We start from the raw sequence: 17,561 nt of genomic DNA on the forward strand, positions 1-17,561 counted from the left end.
AACCTTCCGTGTGGTGGAGTGAGAGGAGAAGCCCATCGAACGCCCGGCCATCACCGTTAGCTACGCCCAGACCCTCGACGGCCGCCTGGCGACCCTGGACGGGAGCTCGCAGTGGATCAGCGCCCCCGACTCGCTCTGCTTCTCCCACGAGCTGCGCGCCTCGCACGACGCCGTCATGGTCGGCGTGGGAACGGTGATACGGGACGACCCGCGCCTGACCGTCCGCCTGGCCCGGGGCGAGAACCCCCTCCGGATCGTCGTGGACAGCTCCCTGCGGACCCCGACGAGCGCGGCGGTTCTGGCCGGAGGCGCGGCCAAGGGAACCGTTCTGGCCGTAACCGGCCGCGCCGCAGTAGCACGCTGCGGGGAGGCGGAGTCGCTGGGAGCCACGGTCCTGCGGCTTCCCCCCGGCCCCGGTGGCGGGGTGGATCTCGGGGCGCTACTGCGCCGTCTGGACGGCCTCGGGGTACGCTCCGTGATGGTCGAGGGAGGCGCGACCCTGATAACAGCCCTCCTGCGCGAAGAGCTCGTGGATCGCCTGGCGGTCTGCGTGGCGCCGAAGATTCTCGGCGCCGGGATAGAGGCCGTCGGCGACCTCGGCATCAGGGACCTCGCGAGGTCCATCTCCCTGACGGACGTAACCTTCACGCCGCGCGGCGGGGACCTGCTCCTCGACGGGCGCGTCGAGTACCCGGCGGATCGGGATGAGGTCAGCCGCGCGGGATAGCCTGAAAGCGACGGCCCTCTGGTTCCCCGCCAGGCGCGTCGCACAGCTGCGCCCGGAGACCGTCCCGGTCCCCGGACAGGGCGAGGTGCGCGTCAGGGCGGTCCTCTCGGCGGTGAGCCACGGCACCGAGATGCTCGTCTACCGGGGCGAGGTTCCGGAAGACCTGTCGCTCGACCTGCCCACCTTCGCCGGGGGCTTTTCGTTCCCGATAAAGCACGGCTACGCCTCGGCCGGCCGCGTCCTGGACACGGGGCCGGGCGTCGAGAACCTCGCGCCCGGCGACCCCGTCTTCGTCCACCACCCGCACCAGGACGTCTTCACCGTTCCGGCGGACCTCCCGGTGCGCCTGCCCGGGGACCTGGATCTCTCGCGGGCCGTCTTCTTCGCGAACATGGAGACCGCCCTCAACGTGGTCCACGATTCCCCGGCGCGCCTCGGGGAGACTGCCCTGGTCTTCGGTCAGGGCGTGGTCGGGTTGCTCGTAACCCGGCTCCTCAAGATGTCCGGCACCTCTGTCCTAGCCGTCGAGCCCGTACCCGAACGCCGAGAGCTCGCCCTGAAGATGGGCGCGGACGCGGTTTTCGGGCCGGACGAGGACCCGAAGGGGCGCGTATTCGCGGCGACGGGCGGGCGCGGGGCCGACGTCGCGGTCGAGGCCAGCGGGTCGGGCGCCGCGCTGGCGGCGGCCGTGGAGTGCGTGGCGGTCGAGGGGACGGTTGTGGCGGCGTCCTGGTACGGGAAGAAGGAGGTCGGGCTCCCGTTGGGCGGACGGTTTCACCGGGGAAGGGTGAAGATAAAGTCGTCGCAGGTCGGACGGATGACCCCGGAGCTTGGGGCGCGTTGGGACCGCGGGCGGAGGGCCGAGGCCGTGATCTCGTTGCTCCAAGACCCGCTGCTCCCGCTCGATTCGTTCGTCTCCCACCGGGTACCGTTCGGGGAGGCGCCCGGCGTCTACGGGATGCTCGACCGGGGCGACGTCGGGGCCGTGCAGGTGGTCTTTGATTACGGGGAGGCTTGATGTACGAGGTATACGTCGCGGCGTCTTTCGAGGCGGCCCATCGCCTCAGAGGCGAGCATTTCGGGCCCGCGGCCCGCACCCACGGCCACACGTACAGGCTGGAAGCGGTGGTGCGCGGGGAAAATCTGGCTGAAGACGGCACCCTGTTCGACATAGGTGTGCTCCGCGAGACGGTCGACGGCGTCGCCGCCTCCCTGCACTACCGGGATCTCGACGAGGTTCCGGGGCTCGCCGGCAAGAACACCACGGCCGAGGTCGTGGCGGGTTTCTGTTGGGATGGGATTTCGCCCTCCCTCCGAGGCCGCGGCCTCGCCTCGCTTGCGGTCCGCGTCTGGGAGTCGCCGCAGGTCTACGCCGCCCGCGAAGGGGCCCTCGACTGACCGTGCGCCTCGCGTTCGTCACGGTCGGGGACGCGGCCCGTCTCACGGGGGGCTACCTGTACAACAGGCGCCTTCTCGAAGGGCTAAAGGAGAACGGTGCGAAGGTAGAGGTCTTCGTCCCCTGCGGTGCGGACCCGCGGGCCCAGGCCGCGGCAGCACCTGCTTTCGGAAACGTGTTCGACCCCGCCCCCTTCGACGCGGTCGTGGTCGACGCCCTGGCCCGCGTCGTCGTCGCCCCACACCTCGATCGCTGGCGGTCGGGCCGCCCGGTCGTCGCGCTGGTACACGAACTGCCAGGTGTCGCGGACCCTGCCGCGTCCGACCGGGAGCGCCCGTTCGAGGCGCCCATCCTCCGGTCCGACCGGATCGTCGCCGTGAGCGACCACGGAAAAGAGGTTCTGCTAAAGAGGGGCGCCCCCGCCGCCCGCGTCCGCGTGGTACCGCCCGGTTTCGACGGGTTGGGGCGCGGTCTCGAAAGGGGGCTTCTTCGTGAAGGGCCCCCGCGCGTCCTGTGCGTGGCGCAGTGGATCCCACGCAAAGGCGTCCTCGACCTGGTCCGGGCCTGGGGTACGAAAGATACGCCCGGGGCCATGCTCGACCTCGTGGGCGAGACGGACGCCGACGCCCCTTACGCGACAAAGGTGCGCGAGGCCGCGTCCTACGACCCTTCCATCCTCGTACACGGCCCCGTAGACGATGACACCCTGGCCGGTCTCTATGCCTCGGCCTACATCTTCGCGCTGCCATCCCGTTACGAGGGCTACGGCATCGTCTACGCAGAGGCGCTCTCCTTTGGGCTTCCCGTCGTCGCCTGCACCGTCGGGCCCGTCCCCGAGGTCGTCGGCGATGGGACAGGCCTGCTCGTCCCGGCCGGCGATCCGGAAGCCCTCTCCGACGCGCTGGACCGGCTCCTCTCCGACGCCGGCCTCAGGGAGAAGATGTCCGCCGCCGCGCTCCAGAGGGCCGCCGGCCTTCCGCGCTGGAGGGACACGGTGGACGGGTTCCTCGCCGCGTTGGGGGAAATCGTAGAGGAGCGGGGGAGGTGAGCGTCCCGCATCCGGACGGGAGGCTCGACCAGAACCGCCGTTCGTGGAACGCGGTAGTCGGGGCGCACGACAGCCACCGCGGGGACCTCGCGGGCTTCCTGAAGAACGGTGGTTCCACACTCTTTCCCGAAGAACTCGGGCTTCTGGGGGAACTGTCGGGACGGGCCGTGGCGCACCTGCAATGCAACTCAGGCGGCGACTCCTTGAGCCTCGCCCTACTCGGAGCAGACGTGACCGGCGTAGACCTCAGCGACGGGGCGGTACGCTCCGCCCGGCGCCTCTCCGAAGAGAGCGGCGTGCCGGCCCGGTTCGTCCGGGCCGACGTGTACGAGTGGCTGGCGGAGAACGCGAAGGGCGAAGAACGATTTGACGCCGTCTTCGCCTCCTACGGCGTCGTCTGCTGGCTTCCCGACCTGAAAACCTGGGCCTGCGGAATAGCCGGCGTCCTGGCGCCCGGCGGACGCCTGGTGCTCGTGGACTTCCACCCCGCCGCCGACGTTTTCGACGAGGACTGGAACCCGTCGCGCGGTTATCCCGGCGGAGGGGAAAAGACAATTCTCGAAGAAGGCGTGGGCGACTACGTGGCCGAATCCGGAGGCGGGCTCACGCCCGCCGGCTTCTCCGACGGTGTCGGCGGGTTCCGGAACCCGGAGCCGGCGCACCTGTTCCGGTGGGGGCTCGGCGAGGTCGTCAGCGCGCTCGCCGGGGCGGGGCTAAAGATCACGTCCTTCGAAGAGTACCCGTACTCAAACGGCGAGCGCCACTTCGCCCGAATGCGCGAGGGGTCCGGGCGCCGCATGTTCCCGCCCGAGGATGTTCCCGCCGTCCCCCTGATGTACGGGTTGAGGGCACACAAAAACAAAGCCCCGCCCGCGCGACGTCCCCCCACGAACCCGTAGGGGCGGGTTTCGAACCCGCCCGCTGCGCCAACCACCGAACCGTTAGACGCTACGGCGTAAAAAAGAACGCCAGGGCCGAGATCACGTACACGCCCAGGAGCATGGCGCCTTCGAGCCAGTTGGACCTGCCGTCCAGGGCCACGAAGCCCGTGATGATGACGGAGGCCGCCAGGGCGCCGAGCTCCAGGGGGGTGAAGACGAGCCGGAGGGGATGGCCGAGGAGGGGGCCCAGGAAGACCAGGATCGGGGTGACGAGCAGGGCCACCTGGATCGAGGAGCCGAGCGAGATGCCCATAGAAAAGTCCATCTGGTTCTTGTAGGCGATCTGGACGCCGACTATGTGCTCGGCGATGTTGCCGACCACGGGCACGATTATGATGCCGACGAACAGCTCCGAGAGCCCGACATCTTCCGTCAGAGGCCCGAGGGCTCCAACGAACGCCTCGGAGACGTAGGCGACCGCCGCGGTAGCGCCGAGCAGCACCACGAACGAGGCGATCCTGCCGAACTGGGGCTCGTGCTCGGGCCCGGCCGGCTGGCCTTCCGGGGAGCGGAAGATGAAGACCAGGTACAGCAGGTAGATGACGAACATCACAACGGCCACCTCGATGCTCAAGGAGGTCGGGGGGGTCCCGGGGGTCGTGGCGGCGAAGATCGTGGGCAGGGCGAGGGCGACGGCGACGATGGCCAGCATGGAGGCGTTGACGCCGGCGATGGTGGCCGAGAAGGTCTGGGTGCCGTTCTTCAGGCCGCCGAGTAGCAGGCTCGCGCCGAGCACGAAGAGGACGTTGCCTATGATGGAGCCGATGATCGAGGCCTTGACCACGGTCGTCAGGCCCGCCGAGAGGGCGAAGATGGTGATTATCAGCTCCGCGGCGTTGCCGAAGGTCGCGTTCAGGATGCCGCCGATTCGGGGTCCCGAGTGGGCGCCGAGGCTCTCCGTCGCCTGGCCGAGCACCCAGGCGAGCCCGATCAGGGCGAGCGCCGTGATCGCGAATATGACTAGCACCGGCGCGTGCAGCAACTCCGCGACGACGACCGCCGCCGCCAGCGCCGCCGTCACCCCGTAAGCGATCCTCCGCAAAGCAAGCTCCCCTCGTCCGCCGGTCAAAACGCCCGGCCCATCATATAAGATAGGGCCGAACGTTCTTGTACCCTTATATTCCTGGAGTGAGACCCCTTGATCGACTACCACCTCCACGTCATAGCCCACGACGACCGCCCGATGACGGTCGGGAACATCCTGAGCTACTGTGAGGTGGCCCACTCCAGGGGCATACGCCAGATGGGCATAACCGAACACGACCGCTACCTGGACAAGATAGACGTGGCGGCCTTCCAGGAGGCAAGGGAGAAGAGCAAAGACGTCGGGTTGCGGCTCGGCATAGAGATAGACTTCGTCCCGGGCCAGGAGGAGCGGATGGACGCCGACTCGACGGCGCTCCCCTACGACTACGTGATAGGCTCCGTCCACCGCGTAGACGGCGACGAGGTCGACCGGGCCACCGACCAGAGCATCTACGAGCGCTACGACACATACGACCTCTACGCGGCCTACTACCGCAACGTCCGCGAGGCCGCCCTATCGGGGCGCTTCGAGGTCATAGGCCACCCCGACCTCATCAAGATCTTCCGCCACTACCCCGAAAGAGACGTTACCCCGCTCCTCGAAGAGACCGCGGACGCCGTCGCCGAATCCGGCGTGGTCGTCGACGTGAACGCCGCGGGCCTCCGCAAGCCGGTGGGCGAGATCTACCCTTCCCAGAAGTTCCTGGAGATGTTCCACCGCCGCGGCGTCCCCATAATCCTCTCCTCCGACGCCCACGCCCCCGGCGAGGTGGCCGCCGGCTACGACAGGAGCCTCAAGCTCGTCCACGAAGTAGGCTACCGCGAAGTAGCGACCTTCGAAAACCACGAACGCGGCACGCTGGCGCTGTGAAAGCTGGTCAGCTAGTCAGCATTTCAGCCTGTCAGCCACGATGCGGACGGCGCGAGGTGGCGCCCCAGACGAACGGACGATGCGAACGTGGCAGGTTTGTGGACGTGAAGACGAGCCCAAACCAAAAAGCTGAAATGCTGACCAGCTGAAATGACCGAAGAGCTTTTCCTCAGAGATTCCTACCTCAAGGAGTTCCGAACCGGCGTGAAGAAGGTGGATGGCCGGGAGGTGGTCCTGTCAGAGACCGCCTTTTTCCCAGGCGGCGGGGGGCAGCCGGCGGACAAGGGGTCTCTGGGCATAGGCCCCGTGAACGCCGCCGTCGTGGACGCGCGGCGGGAGGGGGGACGTATCGTCCACGTCCTCGACCGGGCCATTCCGGACACGGTGAAAGAGCTGATAGGCGTGCTGGACTGGGAGAGGCGGTACGCGCACATGCGCTACCACACGGCGCTGCACGTCCTCTCGGGCGTGATCTGGAGAGCGTTCGACGCGAAGGTGACGGGGGGCCAGATGCGCGCCGACCGGGCGAGGATGGACTTCTCTTTTCCGGGTGAGTGGACGGCGGAGGTCGTCGGAGAGATAGAACGCCTGACCAACGAGGCGCTCGCCGGGAACCGCTCCGTAAAGGTCTACGAGTTGCCCCGCGAGGAGGCGCTCGGGAACCCGGATCTGATCCGGACCCAGGTAAACCTCGTACCCGAACGCGTAAAGACCATCAGGATAGTCGAGATCGAGGGCCTGGACACCCAGGCCGACGGCGGCACCCACGTCGCCGAGACGAGGGAGGTGGGGGAGATCGAGCTTACGGGCCACAAGAGCAAGGGCCGCCAGAACAAGCGCGTAGAGTTCGTGCTGCGATGAGAGCTTCGAAGATAGCCCTGGTGGCGCTCTCGCTGTTGCTGGCCGGCTGCGGCGGGGATTCCGGCGCGCAGTCCCCCGGCGCGGGGTCGGACGGCGAGGCTTCCGAGCCCGCCGGGCAGACTAGCGGTGTCACCTCCGGGCAAGAGACCGTGACGATCGAGGCGTCGGGCGGTGAGAGCGTCGAGGTGCGGGTCGAGATCGCGGACGACGAGGGGGAGATGGCGCGGGGGCTCATGGGTCGCACGGCGCTCGCCGAGGACGCCGGGATGCTCTTCGTCTACCCTGAGGAGCGGGAGCTGTCGTTCTGGATGAAGGACACCCTGATCCCGCTCTCCATAGCCTTCATGGACGCCGAGGGGCGCATCGTGGATATCCAGGAGATGAAGGCCCTGGACGACAGGCCGCCCCACTACACCTCCGCCGAACCCGCCCGCTACGCCCTTGAGGCGAACGAGGGCTTCTTCGACGAGCGGGGCGTAAATGTGGGGGACAGGGCCCGGTTGCCGGTCTAGAGCGGTTAGCGATCAGCCCGCTCCGCCTCCGCTCTCAGCGATCGGCTTTTTTGCTCTTGCTGAAAGCTGACGGCTGAAAGCTGATAGCTTTGCGGCCCGTTCCGAGCCTCATGTTCCGCCTTCCTAGGGTAACCTTTGGGTGTTGGCCCGGAGTTTGTTGGGAGGGTGGTGCGGTTGGCTGAGGTCGGGCGGAGGGCGCTCGTGACGGGAGGTGCCGGCTTTCTCGGCAGCCACCTCTGTGGGCGTCTGCTCGCGGAGGGATACCGCGTAGTCTGCGTGGACAACCTGAGGACGGGCTCGATCGAGAACGTCGCCCACCTTCTCGACGAACCGGGCTTCGAGTACCTGGACCACGACGTCACGTTGCCCATCGAGATTCGGGGAAAGCTCGACGAGATCTACCACCTCGCCTCCCCCGCGAGCCCCACGGACTTCGAGCGTATCCCCATCCCGATCTTGAAGGCCGGCGCCCTCGGCACCTACAACGCCCTCGGGCTCGCGAAGGCCCGCAACGCCCGCCTCCTGCTCGCTTCTTCCTCCGAGGTCTACGGCGACCCGCTCGTTCACCCGCAGCACGAGGAGTACAGGGGAAACGTGGACCAGGTCGGTATCCGCGGTGTCTACGACGAGGCCAAACGCTACGCGGAGGCGATCACGATGGCCTACCACCGACACCACAAGGTCGAGACCCGCATCGCCCGCATCTTCAATACCTATGGTCCCTTTATGCGTCCCGACGATGGTCGCGTCATCCCCAGCTTTGTCTGCCGGGCGCTGGCGGGCGAGCCCCTCGTCGTCCACGGCGACGGCTCCCAGACCAGGAGCGTCCAGTACGTGGACGATTTGATCGAAGGCTTCTTCAGGCTGATGAACAGCGCCGAAACCCGCCCCGTGAACCTCGGCAACCCCACCGAGATGGCCGTCCTCCAGATCGCCAAAACGGTTATAGACCTCTCCGGCAGCGGGAGCGACATCTCCTTCGGCCCACTGCCGCCGGGCGACCCCAAACGCCGCTGCCCCGACATAACCCGGGCGCGTGAGTCGTTGGGCTGGGAGCCCCGGATCCCGGCCCGCGAAGGTCTCCAGATGACCCTGGCCTGGTTCGCCGGCCGTCTCGAACGGTCCGCACCGAAGCAGTAGCCCCCCGGAACACGGAATCCGGGTGGGGACTTCGCTTCGCTCCGTCAGGGAGATGGGGAGTGGGGAGTAGTACTGCTTTTCCCTACTCCCGGCTAACGGAAATGGCGTACCATTCGTCCGGATTCGGTCTTACTCCTCGACCGGGAACGAGAGCCCGTGCTCCTCGCAGAGGCGCGGGATGCTTTCGGGGTCAACCTCCAGGCTGTAGCGGGCGTCGAGCGCGGCGCCGGCCTCACCCTCCATCGTCTCGGGGTCGTCGGCCATCTCGCGGAACAGGTGTTCGAAGCCCGCCGGGGAGATGATCTCGAGTATCCGGCACGGTCCGTCGCCGGCGTTCCAGAACGTGTGCCACTGGCCGCGGGGCTTGAAGACGAGCGTTCCGGCGTCCGCGTAGGCGACCTCCTCGCCGAGCCGCGCCCCCATACGGCCCTCTACGACGTAGCTGTACTCGTCCTCGTTCGCGTGCCGGTGCATCGGGGCGACGAGCGTTTTTGGGGGGATCGGGTGCTCGACGAGCGAGAACCCGCCCCCGGTCTCCTCGCCCCAGACCATGAACCTGACGCCGAAAGATCCGAAGTCCGCGAACCTCCCGTCCTCGGGCCCGACTATGCGCGGGGGTGCACTCTCCACGATCTTTCTCCTCTCTACGCGACCGCCGCGGTCATCAGGATGGCAGGATTTCGACGCCGTACCCCGGGGCGACGGTCAGGAGCTTCTCGACGTCTTCTTCTCCGAAAGGCGGCGGCGAAGCGGGGTTCGTCGCGGGCTTGCCGACCTCTTCGAAGAGGCCTTCCAAACCTGCCGGGACCATGAGCGTCAGGAACCGGGCGGGGGCGGACGCGGCGTTTATGTAGGAGTGCGGGACGTCCCTGGGGAGTCGCACGAAGGAGCCGGGGGACGCCGTCACCGTGTCGTCGCCCACCGTCACCTCGAGTTCCCCCTCCAGCATCCAGAAAGCCTCGTCCTCCCGGTGGTGAACGTGGGGCGGCGCTTCGCCCCCAGGGGGCACCGTCGAGTCGGTGAGCGCGTACGTCCCGCGTGTCTCTCCGCCCGAAACCACAAAGGTCATCAGCTCGTCTACGATCCACAGCTTCTTGCCCTCACCCGGCGCGACGTGGACGACGCCGTGATCCCTCCTCCCCACTGCCGCTCTCCTTTCCTAGAACGCTTGCTCACCCCAATATTGGCCTCCGGTGGAACCCCGCGTATCCTTCAAATGAGCGATTTATGAACCGTTTCGCAAGGCCTCGGCCACCCGGAACGGGTCGGACGCAACCACCGATGCCGCGTATAGCTCCATCGCCCCGATGTCCGAGGTGCGGTTGGCCGGGTCGCCCCGGTCAACGATGTAGACCACGGTCGGAAAGCCGGACCAGTCCTCGTCTGTGGGTGCGAGCGGGGGCATGTAGAAGGCTACGTTGAAGGCCCGGGCGCCGAGGTCGTGTACGTAAGCCCGGAGCAGGGCGCCAACGGTGCGGTGGAGCGCCGGGTCTTCCGGACTGCCCCCGATCACGACGAGTTCCTTCTCTTTGACCGGCGTGAGGCTCGCGAACGCCCTTACGCCGTCTTCCGCCGGAACGCCGAGACCCAGAGAATCGTGGACCCGGTGGAGGTCCCCAAAGTAGTCCGAGCCGTGTTCGGCGCGGTAGGCGGCGGCGTCCCTGCGGAGGCGCTCGACCTTCGGGTAGTGGGCGTCGCGGGTGGCCGTAACCTGGGCGTGGCCGTGGATGATGGAGCCGCCAGCCCGCCACAGGCAGTTCCACATCAGGAACGGGTGCCTGGCCGCAGGGTCGGCTTCGAGCGCCTTGCGGCCCCATTCGAGGCCGACGGAGACGTAGTCGGAGACCTTCTCGGGGGTGAGGTGCAGGGGGTTGTGGTCGTCGAAGACGACCACGCCGTGGAAGCCGTCGTACTTGGCGATGTTGGAGGCCGTCGTCGCGTGCTCGCCCTTTACCCGGCCGAAGACGTCGGCGGGGGTCCCCTCCCCGGGTCGGCAGAAAGGGTCGCCCTCGGTGGCGGCTATCTCGCGGTCGAGGTCGAGGCTTACGCCCGTGTCGAGGGGGCGGGAGGCGCGGAGCTCGTTGAAGAGGGTGCCCATCTGTGTGACCCTGTCGGTCACCTTGACTATGCGCTGCTCCGTCACCGCGCCGACGGAGCCGAAGGACTTCTCGATCCAGGCCCTCATGCCGTCGGGTGGGTCCAGGCGGCCCGTCGTGGCAGAGACGTGGAGGATACGGTCGGCGAGGGCGCGGTCTTTGGGGGAGAGGCCGTCGATCAGGGCCGGAAGCTCGGTTATCTTGCGCTCTGGCATCTCGCTCCTTGCAAATGTTGTCTCAGGACGCAGCATATTATGCAGGCTCGATGGCGCGGCCGTGCGCCCGGGGCAAACCGTCCCCATCCTCGCCAACGCAGCTGACGAAGATGGCGCTCCAGGCCCGGTGTGAGATCGCCCATATACGATCGGCCCCGCGGTCACCCTAATAGAGTCTTCTGCACGATTCCTGCTTGCCGTACGGGCAAGACCATCCGCGGAACGGCGAAAACAATGTCCCGAGAGTCGCCCCCGGCTATCGGGCCCAACGAACCCATGTTCTCGTGGTCCGTCGAACGAAATCGGGGACTAGTACATCCGGGGGATGCGCCCGTGCCGCAAGCCTGATACCTTGGTATCTAACCCTGCCGGGGTGACGTGAGGAATTTGCGAGGAGGCGAACGAGTATGGCGGGCCCGGCTGTCGTCACGCTGACGGGTTCGGACGCCGAGATCGAGGATACGTTCGTCGAGTGGTTCGGGACCGGGTTGTGGGGTGGGACGATCCAACCCCGCGACGCCGGATACGAGGGAACGCGGCGGGTCTGGGTCGGCTTGATAGACAAAAGGCCCGCGCTCGTAGCCTGTCGTACCGGTGTGGCCGAGGCCGTCGATTCTGTCGACTTCGCTCGTGGCAATGACATTCTTCTGGCGGCTCTCGGCGGTCATAGCTTCGACGGCAATGCCGGCGCGTACATCCTGCTTGGCATCGAGGCGAACTGGGAAGGGCCGAGCGAACGCCGCTTCTACCAGAACAGCAAACCGGCTGCGTGAACGCGGAACGGCGTCCGCAACTGGGAGGAAAGTCCAGGAAAGGAAAGACCATGATCGATCACGAGTTCGACCAGGCGAGGGCCGAGAGGTTCGCCGAACGTCTGGTGGACGACCTTAACCGCGGCGGAGTGGCGCTCATGACAAGCATCGGCCACAGGACCGGCCTCTTCGATGCGATGGCGGGGATACGGCCATCGACCACGGAGCAGATAGCCGACGCGGCCAGCCTCAACGAGCGTTACGTGCGCGAGTGGCTCGGCGCCATGGTGACGGGTGGGATCGTAGAGCACGACCCGCAGGAAGGGACGTACCACCTGCCCAGAGAGCACGCCGCCTTCTTGACCAGGGCCGCCTCGCCCGACAACATCGCCGTCACCGCCCAGTTGATACCCTTGCTCGGGTCCGTGGAGGACGGGGTCGTCGACAGCTTCAGGCACGGCGGTGGGGTACCCTATTCGGCCTTCCCCCGCTTCCACGAGGTGATGGCCGAGGACAGCGGCCAGACGGTGGTAGCGGCCCTTGAGGATCACATCCTGCCGCTCGTTCCCGGTTTGACCGGGCGTCTCAAGACCGGTATCGACGTCTTGGACGTCGGCTGCGGTAGCGGGCGGGCATTGAACCTCATGGCGCGTGCGTTCCCCAACAGCCGCTTCGTCGGCTACGACTTCTCCGAGGAGGCGATCACCCGCGCCCGCGACGAGGCCGAAGAGAACGGCACGACCAACGCACGCTTCGAGGTCAAGGACGTGGCGGAGCTCGAGGATGAGTCTCGCTACGACCTGATCACGACCTTCGATGCGATCCACGACCAGGCAAAGCCCGCGCAGGTGCTCGAAGGGATAGCCCGCGCCCTGAAATACGATGGCGTCTACCTGATGCAGGACATAGCGGGCTCCAGCTACCTCCACAACAATATGGATCACCCCCTCGGGCCGCTTCTGTATACGATCTCCACCATGCACTGCATGACCGTCTCGCTGGCGCAGGATGGCGAGGGCTTGGGCACGATGTGGGGCGAGGAGAAGGCGAAGGCGATGCTACGGGAGGCCGGCTTCAGTAGGGTAGAGGTCAAGCAACTCCCGCACGACATCTTCAACAACTACTTCGTAGTCACGAAGGGTTAGTGATTGGGTAGCGCAGCGGAAGGAACGCCGATGGCGCTGGTCCGACCGGCCACACGCCGCGCCGGGCGATTCGTTCGAGATCTAAAGCGGTTTGCGAAAGGATCGCGCTACGGTGGGAGGAGGCTTTTGGGCGTCGAGGTTTCGGGGGGTGCTGATACGGGAGCCCGCGCCGCACGCCACCCCTCCAGGCCCGAGAACCCGTCGACCCCATCCCAAAGACCTTTCGCCGGCCCATCCTCCCCGCAAACCGCCTTAGAAACCTTCATAAGAGATCAACACCCTGTATGGCACCCTGCACGTTCCGGGCAGGGTGCCATACAGGGTGTTCCCTGAGAACGAAGAACCTGCCACCCGTCTCTCCGCTTTTCGAGGAAGTCTTTCTCCTCCACTACGGGTTAGGCCCTCTGGCCGGCGCCCTCTTCGAGCCTCTCGTAGATGGCCTCGCGGTCGATCATGCGCCCGACGTGGCCCTCAACTCCGAGCTTGAGCGCCGCTACCTCGTGGGCGAAGCGCACGCCCGTCGTCCAGTCCTTGCCATCGAGGTGCGAGACGAGCAGCGCCGACCAGAAGGCGTCGCGGGCGCCCGTTACGCTCTGCACGTGTACCTTGGGCAGGGGGCCGACCCGCTCGACCGACGAGCCTTCCGAGACCGTAACGGCGCCGCCGCTGCGGGTCATCACGACGACATTTGCCCCGAGGTCGTGGAAGGCGTCGAGGCAGGCCTCTTCGAGCGCGTCGTCGTCCATGTTCGGGTCGAAGAGGCGCCTCGCGTCTTCCAGGGAGGGCTTGACGACGGTGACGTACGGGAGCACCTCGGCGAGCACCTCCCAGGCCTCCTCGCGGTCGGGCCAGACGCGCGGGTCGTAGTTCGGGTCGAGCGAGACGACCTTGCCGAGCCTGGCCCCGAGGCGCATGGCCCGTCTCACCGCGAGCCGTTGCGGGTCGCTGGAGAGGGCGAAGGCGGAGGTGTGGATAGCCCGCGCCCGCTCGATCAACTCGTCCGGGACCTCCCTTATGCTCAGCAGGGCGTCCGCGCCCCGATTGACCTGGAAGTCGGGGACGTTGACGGTCCTGGTGACGAAGGCGTTGGTGGTGGCTGCCCGCGGCGTGCGGTGTAGGCCCTCCGTCGAGACGCCGTGGCGGCCCAACTGATCCTCCACGAACTCGCCGAAGTAGTCGGTGCCCACCTTCGTGATGACGGCCGAGCGGCCGCCGAGCTTGGCGACGTAGACGGCGACGTTCGCGGGCTGGCCGCCGAGGTAGCGCGAGAACCTTTCGGCGGTCCTCAAAGAGATCCTGAACTCGTGCGAGATAAAGTCGACGAGCGACTCCCCGACCGCGAGCACGTCGAGCCCGAAGTACAAGGCGTCGAGCGTCTCGAGCGAGGCCCCGTCGTCCGAGCCGGGGTCCGTGAAGTACGCCGGGACCTCCAACCGCCCCGAGGGAGTGGGAAAGCCGTCGGGTAGGACCTCCTCGTCCCGCTCCCTCCCCGCTATGGCTCGCAGGTAACCTTCGGCCGTGCGCTCCCAGGTGTACTTGGCGAGCACCCGCCCGTAGCCTGCCTCCGCGTAGCGGCGCCAGCGGTCGGCGTTGCCGACGACCGCGTAGAGGCCCGCCGCGACCTCCTCGGGGTCCCCCGGGTCGACGAGGACGCCGTATTCTTCGTCGCCCTCGCGCAGAGATTCGCTGGGCCCGCCGTTCTTGGTCACGACCGCGGGCAGGCCGGCCGCCATAGCCTCCAGCGGCGCGAGGCCGAAAGGCTCGTAGTTGGCCGTCAGGGCGAAGACCGAGCGCCGCGCCGAGAGGGAGCGGTAGGCGGCCGCCAGGCGCCGCTGCCCCCTGATGGCGAACATCGAGACCATGCCGCGCATCCTGGCCCGTTCTATCGTCGCCAGGATGCCGTCGAGCACGGTCCGCTCGCCTTCGTCGGCGTCCCTGTAGTCCTCAAGCGGGTTCTCCATGTTGCCCGTGAGGATCACCAGGTTCGCGCTCTCCCGCAGGGTCGGGCTGCTGGCGAAGGCCTCGACGAGGGAGAGGTGGTTCTTCTTCGGGTCGAGCCTGCTGGAGGCGACCACGCACGGCAGGTCCAGCCTCTCCGGGGCGAGGTCGCGCGCCAGGCAGGACCGGACGTGCTCCCGCACGGCCTCCTCGTCTTCCGTGCGGGAGTTCCTGTCGAAGATGTGCATGGCCACGCCGGGGGGCACGGCCGCGAAGCGGGCGCCGTCCGTCGGGTCGACGGCGCCGCGGTAGGCGTTGTGGGTGTACTGGACGAAGCGCTCCTGGCCCGTGCTCGTTACGTTTACCCGCGAGCGGTTCATCGCGAGCCGTTCGGCCACTATGCGCCTGGAGAAGTGGTACTTCTCGTCTATCTGGGCGACGTCGCGGCGCCGCACGCCCATCTTGTCCATCTTCTGGGCGCCCAAAGAGTGGGCCGTGAAGCTGAACGGGACGCCCGTCCTCTCTTCGATGAGCGCCGCGCACAGGCCGCCGTCCCCGTAGTGGGAGGTGATGGCGTCCGGCATGGAGCCTTCGTCCTCGTAGAAGGAGAGCAGGTTCGGGACGAACTCGGTGCCGAGGTAGGGCCACAGCTCTTCCTTGGGCAAGAAACGGTCGGGGCCGCAGGGGATGCGGAGTATCCTGACGTTCGGGGCTTCGGGGTAGGCGTCGGTGGGGGATTCGAACTCGGGCCAGTTTGGGTCTACGACGCGGCGGGTGACGATGTCCACCCTGTGGCCGAGGTTGCCCATGGCGAGCGCCAGCTCCTTGACGTAGACGAGCTGGCCGCCGAAGTCCGGGTGGGCCGTCCAGTAGGAGTCCTCCGGGTCGAAGTTGCCCTGTGGGTTGATAAACGCTACGTGCATCCGGTTCTCCTCGACTCTGCGCTGTTACTTTCCGTCTTCTGCGTTCGCCCCTTCGTCCAGGCGGGCGTAGATCTCCCCGCGGTCGATGTCCGCGGGGAGGGGGCCCTTGGTGGTCAGCTTGCGCTCGACGATCTCGCGGGCGAAGAGGACCGAGCGTTCGACGGGGTTGTCGTCAAGGAGCGCCGTCAGGAATCCCGCCCAGAACGAGTCGCCCGCGCCGGTCGCGTCGACGACGTCCACCGGGCGGGTCGGGACGTGGGCCGTGATCTTGCCGTTCTCCGAGATCAGGTTCCCCTCGCCGCCCATCGTGAATACGACGGTCTCGGGGCCGAGGTCGTGGAACATTTCTATGTACTGCTCGGGCTCGTAGTCGGGGCCGAAGACCCGGCGGGCGTCGTCGGCGGAGGGCTTGGTCAGGTTGACGTGCCTGTAGGCCTCCCGGATAACGCCCTGCGCCTCCTTGTAGTCGGGCCAGACCCTGCGGCTGTAGTTCGGGTCGAGCGAGACGATCTTGCCCATCTCCTGCGCCCGGCGGAAAGCCCCTATCACGGCCGAGCGGCAGGGCTCGCGCGAGAGGGCGAAGGTCGAGGAATGTACGACCTTCGCCCGGTCTATCGCCTCGTCCGGTATCTCATTCGGTTCGAGCAGGTAGTCGCCGATGCGGAACTCCTCGAAGTCGGGGGTGGTGGCCGTTGAGGAGACGAAGATGACGGTGGTGTTGGTCCTGTGGTCCATCTGGAGGTAATCGGTGACGACGCCGTGACGCTGCAGCTCGCTCTTGAGGAACTTCCCGAAAGCCCCTATGCCCGTCTTGGCGATCACGGCCGACCGGCCCCCGAGCTTCGAGACGTACACGGCGATGTTGGCCGGCGACCCACCGAGATACCGCTTGAAGGTGGTGGCGTTGCTCAAGGTGTCCGTCTTCTCGGCCGAGATGAAGTCGACCACCATCTCCCCGATGGTGAGGACGTCGAGTTGCTGTCTGGAGGAAACCATGACGCGTAGGTTACTCTACATGCCCCATCCGTACATAGAGCGCCAGGAAGAGCGAAACCTCTTACCCCGCGCACGCCTCGAACGCGGTAACGTATACGGAGTTGCGGGTATCTGATTCCGGAGTCGGGTCTTACGAGGCGGGGGCTTTTTGTGAAGCGAGTTTGGGTTTTGTTCGCGGTTGGGGCTTTGCAGGTGTTCTTGATCTCCGGCGTCGCCCAGGCGCAGGGCGCGGGCTTTTTCGACGGCTTCGGCACTTTCGAGGCCGCCCGCTGGACTAAAGAGAACCACGCCCTGGGCCGCGGCTACCTGGACGCCGACAACGTGAGCGTCGCCAACGGCCATCTGCGCCTCAAGATGCCGGCAAACACCGTGCAGGGGGCGGAGATCCGATCCAACAACCTCTACTACCACGGTTCCTACGCAGCGCGCCTGAAGCTGCCGAACACCCCGGGCTCCGTCACAGGCTTCTTCGTCTACCGCCCGCCGGACTTCGCCCGCGAGATAGACATAGAGATCCCGAACGACTCTTCGCGCAGGATCTGGTTCACCACCCACGCCGGCGGCCGGACGACGAACCACGTCACCATGCGCCTGCCCTTCGATCCCACGGCCAGTTTCCACGACTACGCCTTTACTTACGGGCCTGGGGCCGTGCGCTTCTACGTGGACGGCAAGCTCATGAAGACCTTCAACACGGGCCTGCCGCAGAACACGATGTACCTCTACACGAACACCTGGTTCCCGACCTGGCTCGACGGCAAGAAACCACGCCGAGACTCCTACGTTCTGGTCGACTGGATCCGGCACACCCGGTAGAATACGTTGCTGGGGAGTCCTCTTCCGGGGGCCATCGCGGACCAGAGTACGACCGTCGGGCCGGAGCGCCGGACGTTCACGATAAGGGCAAACCCGCCGCGAGGCGGGGACGCAAAACCACGGGCCTCCAGCGCGGGAGGCGGCCGGGTTACCGAAAG

The 17,561-nt window shown here is 66.9% G+C and carries 18 protein-coding genes and 1 riboswitch; of the genes, 12 read left to right on the forward strand and 6 right to left on the reverse strand.

Annotation, left to right across the window (positions count from 1 at the left end; translation table 11 throughout):
* Positions 1-49 precede the first annotated feature (49 nt).
* From GBA63_RS05600 to GBA63_RS05620, 5 genes are read left to right on the forward strand one after another with little or no spacing between them, the layout of a single operon-like run.
* Positions 50-727, forward strand: coding sequence for a RibD family protein (locus GBA63_RS05600; RefSeq protein ID WP_228282484.1), 678 nt, complete (start codon positions 50-52; stop codon positions 725-727).
* The gene (locus GBA63_RS05605; RefSeq protein WP_166174238.1) at positions 705-1,745 is read left to right on the forward strand and encodes a zinc-binding dehydrogenase; all 1,041 of its coding nucleotides are present in this window, start codon (positions 705-707) and stop codon (positions 1,743-1,745) included. Before GBA63_RS05600 ends, GBA63_RS05605 begins: the two co-directional genes overlap by 23 nt.
* Positions 1,745-2,125, forward strand: a complete 381-nt coding sequence (locus GBA63_RS05610; RefSeq protein WP_166174240.1) for a 6-pyruvoyl trahydropterin synthase family protein — start codon at positions 1,745-1,747, stop codon at positions 2,123-2,125. Before GBA63_RS05605 ends, GBA63_RS05610 begins: the two co-directional genes overlap by 1 nt.
* 2 nt (positions 2,126-2,127) lie before the next feature.
* The gene (locus tag GBA63_RS05615) at positions 2,128-3,171 is read left to right on the forward strand and encodes a glycosyltransferase family 4 protein (protein WP_207957089.1); all 1,044 of its coding nucleotides are present in this window, start codon (positions 2,128-2,130) and stop codon (positions 3,169-3,171) included.
* Positions 3,168-4,070, forward strand: coding sequence for a class I SAM-dependent methyltransferase (locus GBA63_RS05620; RefSeq protein WP_166174242.1), 903 nt, complete (start codon positions 3,168-3,170; stop codon positions 4,068-4,070). Before GBA63_RS05615 ends, GBA63_RS05620 begins: the two co-directional genes overlap by 4 nt.
* Before the next feature lie 49 nt (positions 4,071-4,119).
* Here the strand turns inward: GBA63_RS05620 and cax are convergent, their stop codons facing one another.
* Positions 4,120-5,154, reverse strand: coding sequence for a calcium/proton exchanger (gene cax / locus GBA63_RS05625; RefSeq protein ID WP_207957090.1), 1,035 nt, complete (start codon positions 5,152-5,154; stop codon positions 4,120-4,122).
* Positions 5,155-5,250: 96 nt separating this feature from the next.
* On the opposite strand from cax, the gene GBA63_RS05630 reads away from it, so the two are divergent.
* The 4 genes from GBA63_RS05630 to GBA63_RS05645 all read left to right on the forward strand — a co-directional run bounded on the left by GBA63_RS05630 (position 5,251) and on the right by GBA63_RS05645 (position 8,522).
* Complete coding sequence (locus GBA63_RS05630; protein WP_166174244.1) at positions 5,251-6,009, forward strand: histidinol-phosphatase HisJ family protein; 759 nt, start codon at positions 5,251-5,253, stop codon at positions 6,007-6,009.
* A 150-nt stretch (positions 6,010-6,159) separates the two neighbouring features.
* Positions 6,160-6,870 (forward strand): alanyl-tRNA editing protein, encoded by a 711-nt coding sequence (locus GBA63_RS05635; RefSeq protein WP_166174246.1) that lies wholly within the window; start codon positions 6,160-6,162, stop codon positions 6,868-6,870.
* A complete protein-coding gene (locus tag GBA63_RS05640; RefSeq protein ID WP_166174248.1) occupies positions 6,867-7,382 on the forward strand; it encodes a DUF192 domain-containing protein in 516 nt (171 codons plus the stop codon). The genes GBA63_RS05635 and GBA63_RS05640 overlap by 4 nt, the downstream gene beginning before the upstream one ends.
* A gap of 174 nt (positions 7,383-7,556) precedes the next feature.
* Positions 7,557-8,522 carry a UDP-glucuronic acid decarboxylase family protein gene (locus GBA63_RS05645; RefSeq protein WP_166174250.1) on the forward strand — a complete coding sequence of 322 codons (966 nt, stop codon included), beginning with the start codon at positions 7,557-7,559 and terminating at the stop codon, positions 8,520-8,522.
* Between the two features lie 129 nt (positions 8,523-8,651).
* Here the strand turns inward: GBA63_RS05645 and GBA63_RS05650 are convergent, their stop codons facing one another.
* The 3 genes from GBA63_RS05650 to GBA63_RS05660 form a co-directional block, all read right to left on the reverse strand.
* Positions 8,652-9,152 (reverse strand): cupin domain-containing protein, encoded by a 501-nt coding sequence (locus tag GBA63_RS05650; protein ID WP_207957091.1) that lies wholly within the window; start codon positions 9,150-9,152, stop codon positions 8,652-8,654.
* 34 nt (positions 9,153-9,186) lie between these two features.
* Positions 9,187-9,666, reverse strand: coding sequence for a quercetin 2,3-dioxygenase (locus GBA63_RS05655; RefSeq protein WP_166174252.1), 480 nt, complete (start codon positions 9,664-9,666; stop codon positions 9,187-9,189).
* 81 nt (positions 9,667-9,747) lie between these two features.
* Positions 9,748-10,833: a hypothetical protein gene (locus GBA63_RS05660; protein ID WP_166174254.1), complete on the reverse strand. Its 1,086-nt coding sequence runs from the start codon at positions 10,831-10,833 to the stop codon at positions 9,748-9,750.
* A gap of 407 nt (positions 10,834-11,240) precedes the next feature.
* Between GBA63_RS05660 and GBA63_RS05665 the strand changes: the two genes are divergently transcribed.
* Together GBA63_RS05665 and GBA63_RS05670 are read left to right on the forward strand one after the other, a co-directional pair.
* Positions 11,241-11,606: a hypothetical protein gene (locus GBA63_RS05665; protein WP_166174256.1), complete on the forward strand. Its 366-nt coding sequence runs from the start codon at positions 11,241-11,243 to the stop codon at positions 11,604-11,606.
* 50 nt (positions 11,607-11,656) lie between these two features.
* Entirely contained in the window at positions 11,657-12,730 is a 1,074-nt protein-coding gene (locus tag GBA63_RS05670) for a class I SAM-dependent methyltransferase (protein ID WP_166174258.1), read from the forward strand.
* Between the two features lie 395 nt (positions 12,731-13,125).
* On the opposite strand, the gene GBA63_RS05675 is transcribed toward GBA63_RS05670, so the two are convergent.
* Together GBA63_RS05675 and GBA63_RS05680 are read right to left on the reverse strand one after the other, a co-directional pair.
* Complete coding sequence (locus tag GBA63_RS05675; RefSeq protein WP_166174260.1) at positions 13,126-15,591, reverse strand: PfkB family carbohydrate kinase; 2,466 nt, start codon at positions 15,589-15,591, stop codon at positions 13,126-13,128.
* A gap of 24 nt (positions 15,592-15,615) precedes the next feature.
* Complete coding sequence (locus GBA63_RS05680; protein ID WP_166174262.1) at positions 15,616-16,587, reverse strand: carbohydrate kinase family protein; 972 nt, start codon at positions 16,585-16,587, stop codon at positions 15,616-15,618.
* 150 nt (positions 16,588-16,737) lie between these two features.
* On the opposite strand from GBA63_RS05680, the gene GBA63_RS05685 reads away from it, so the two are divergent.
* On the forward strand, positions 16,738-17,403 hold the full coding sequence (locus tag GBA63_RS05685; protein WP_166174264.1) for a glycoside hydrolase family 16 protein: 666 nt from the start codon (positions 16,738-16,740) through the stop codon (positions 17,401-17,403).
* A 76-nt stretch (positions 17,404-17,479) separates the two neighbouring features.
* Positions 17,480-17,559: riboswitch (cyclic di-GMP riboswitch) on the forward strand.
* The last annotated feature ends 2 nt before the right edge of the window (positions 17,560-17,561 follow it).

Source organism: Rubrobacter tropicus (genome assembly GCF_011492945.1).
Classification (GTDB): domain Bacteria; phylum Actinomycetota; class Rubrobacteria; order Rubrobacterales; family Rubrobacteraceae; genus Rubrobacter_D; species Rubrobacter_D tropicus.